Origin of the sequence: Lacisediminimonas sp. (assembly GCF_030645335.1) — a bacterium.
GTDB lineage: Bacteria > Pseudomonadota > Gammaproteobacteria > Burkholderiales > Burkholderiaceae_D > Lacisediminimonas.
In genome coordinates this window covers 1-3,154 of record NZ_JAUSNH010000189.1, presented here as the reverse complement: position 1 = coordinate 3,154, position 3,154 = coordinate 1, and the positions used below count along the sequence as shown (strand labels likewise).

General features: G+C 58.1%; 2 protein-coding genes. Both read right to left on the bottom strand.

Annotated elements, in window-relative coordinates; genetic code table 11:
- Positions 1-802: alpha-amylase family glycosyl hydrolase (locus Q7T64_RS13260; protein WP_304796478.1), on the bottom strand; the 802-nt coding region annotated here is incomplete at its 3' end.
- A 419-nt stretch (positions 803-1,221) separates the two neighbouring features.
- Positions 1,222-2,403: an MFS transporter gene (locus tag Q7T64_RS13255; RefSeq protein ID WP_304796475.1), complete on the bottom strand. Its 1,182-nt coding sequence runs from the start codon at positions 2,401-2,403 to the stop codon at positions 1,222-1,224.
- Positions 2,404-3,154 lie beyond the last annotated feature (751 nt).

Below are 3,154 nucleotides of genomic sequence, written 5' to 3'. Positions count from 1 at the left end.
ATTCGTCGAGCACCTTGCGCAATTCACGCAGGAATTCAATGTTTTCTGGCTGGTTCTTGTCGTGCACATGGCGCTGCATGCTGTACGGGTTGTCGGCCCGCACGCTGGCCACGCGCGCATCTGCCGCGGCCGGCGGATTGTCACGCAGCTGGCGGTCATGGAAATGAAAGTTGCAGGCATCGAAACGGAAGCCGTCGACACCGTGCCGGCACCAGAAACGAATATCGTCCAGCACCTGGCTGCGCAGCGCCGGATGATGGAAATTCAGGTCAGGCTGGGAGGACAGGAAATTATGCAGGTAGTACTGCCGCCGCCGCGCATCCCATTGCCATGCCGTTCCGCCAAACACCGATTGCCAGTTGTTCGGCGGCGTACCGTCAGGCTTTGGATCGGCCCAGACATACCAGTCTGCTTTTGGATTGTCTCGGCTGGAGCGGCTTTCGACAAACCACGGGTGCAAGTCGGAGGTATGCGATATCACCTGGTCGATGAAAATGCGCATGCCCAGTGCATGCGCGCGCTGCACCAGCCCAAGGAAATCGTCCAGCGTGCCAAACAGCGGATCGACATCGCGGTAGTCCTGCACGTCGTAGCCGAAGTCCTTCATCGGCGAACGGAAGAAGGGCGAGATCCAGATCGCGTCGACCCCGAGGCTGGCGATATAGTCGAGGCGGGACACGATACCGGGCAAGTCGCCCACGCCATCGTGATTGCTGTCCTGGAAGCTGCGTGGGTAGACCTGGTAGATGAGTGCGCCGCGCCACCAATCCGTGACGGCCTGTGCGGCAATCCTGTTTTGCATGGAAACCTTCGTTCTCGGTAGCATCGCATCTTACCGACTAAAAGGGAGCCGAGCCAGAGAGCAAGGTGTGCCGGCTCAGCTGCATTGACACCCGTGCGAGCACGCCAGGGCGGTACGATAAGGCCGCCCCCCCCTGATTTGCCCGATCGTGCAGCAAGTGCCCCCATCAACAATGCGTGTGCGGGCCAACGAATGCCACAGCCGGATCAGGCCGTCAGAAAATGAGCTTCAACACACCCGTTACCACCAACAAGCCAACCAGGAAAATGATACCGATGATCCATAAAATTATTTTCACGCGCGCTCCAGGGTAGTAAGAGTGGCCCATGGTACAGGAAGGACCGACCCTTGCCCCAGTGCAGCACCATTGACGACGATCAACAAGGTGCGACGCCTGACCCCCATGTCCTTGGCATGCGCTAAGGGTTGGCCGCGACAGCCGCGGTGTTTCGTTGCCAGCGTGAATACCACAGCAGCGAAAGTGCGATCAGTCCGACCGGAAACAGCGAGCCCCAGTTCAGCAGGTTCCAACCCTGCGTCGTGACCAGCGCGCCGGCCGAGAACGAGGACAATGCCATCACGGCAAACACGATGAAATTGATCGCAGCCTGTGCCTTGTCTTTTTCTTCCGGGCGATACGATTGCAGGGCAAGCGCCGTGCCGCCGGTGAACAGGAAATTCCATCCCACGCCAAGCAGCACCAGGGCCGCCAGGAAGCGCATCACCTCGACGCCGGACAAGGCCAGCGCGATGCAGGCAACATTCAGCGCCACACCGGCCCATAGGATAGGCATCGCGCCGAAGCGCCGTATCAGGTGGCCGGTGAAAAAGCCGGGAGCGAACATGCCGATCACATGCCACTCGACCACCAGCGCGGCCGCTTCGAACGGATGATTGCATTGCTGCATGGCCAGCGGCGTGGCCGACATCAACAGGTTCATCACGCCGTAGCCCAGCGAGGCTGCTGCAATGCTGACGATGAATACCGGCTGGCGCATGATTTCGCGCAGTGGCCGGCCGCCGCTTGCGGCCGAGACGGCCGGAGTCGGCGGGAATGTGATGAATGCCAGTGTTGCCATCGACATTAGCGCCACCGCGCCCAGCACCAGGTAGGCACCGGCGAATGGCACGGACAGCAAATGACGGGCATTGATGGCCAGCGCCGGGCCCAGTACCGCGCCCATCAGGCCGCCGGCCAGCACCAGCGATACCGCTTTCTCACGGTAGGTGGGTTTTGCCAGCTCGGCGGCGGCAAATCGATACAGTTGCGCGTTGGCGCTGTAGTAGCCGGCGATGACGGTGCCCAGAACCAGCAGCCAGAAGTTTTTTTCCACCACGGCCCAGGCGCACAGCAGGCTGGAGCAGACTGCGACTGCCAGGCCGATCTGGAAGGATGCCTTGCGTCCCAGCCGTGACTGCGAGCGGGCTACCAGGCCGGTGGAGAGGGCGCCGCCGACGACATAGCCGACTACCGGGAGGGTGGCCATCCAGCCTAGCGGGGCGAGGGCTAGGCCGACCAGGCCATTGATCGCGATGAAGGTGACGTTGTTGGTCAGGAACAGGCCTTGGGCTATGGCTAGTAGCCAGAGATTGCGGTTCATTGTTATTAGTGATTAATGCGGAGGGTGGGGTGGGTGCATGTTACCGCTTTTATTGTGTTTTTTGGTTATTTGCTTCGGGATTGGTTTCTCGTTTTTTATATTCATTGTTATTAAGCGGGGTGTGCGCCCCCGCGGGCGCGTAACTTTCTTTTTGGCGCGCCAAAAAGAAAGTCACCAAAGAAAAAGGCGCTAAAACCCATTTGGCTAACAGGACCACGAACGACAACTCGATTCGAGCTCTCGAACAATTCTGGTTGCCATTTCACGCTGATAATCGTCAAATCGTCAGTTCTCTCAGCGGATCAGCTAACCCGCTCCATTTACTTTCCTTAGTGTTTTACCCGTGGGGACGTTAATGGCTTTGTAGAAGCTGAGGTTTCGGATTATCCGCGAAAGTCAAAATCGCAAATTTGCCTGACGTACAGTCTCGTTCTCTAGTTGGCAAGTCCATAATCTGATGGCATGGGCATCGCGCTGCTATGGCAGCTGCCTCCTGGCCAGGACATCCCGGCGAATTCTGTCAAGCGGCTCCTTCGGTGCTCTGGTCATTCCGTCCCACGCAATCTTATTGTTTTCGTAGCATGCAAGAGTCCGATTTTTCTACAATGCGGTTAACGTCTCCAAGGGTAAAACACTAAGGAAAGTAAATGGAGCGGGTTGGCTGATCCACTGAGAGAAACCACGATTTGCCGATTCCCGGAGTGAGGCGGTTAATCAACGTGATCGAGAGCCCGAATCGAGTTGCATTTCG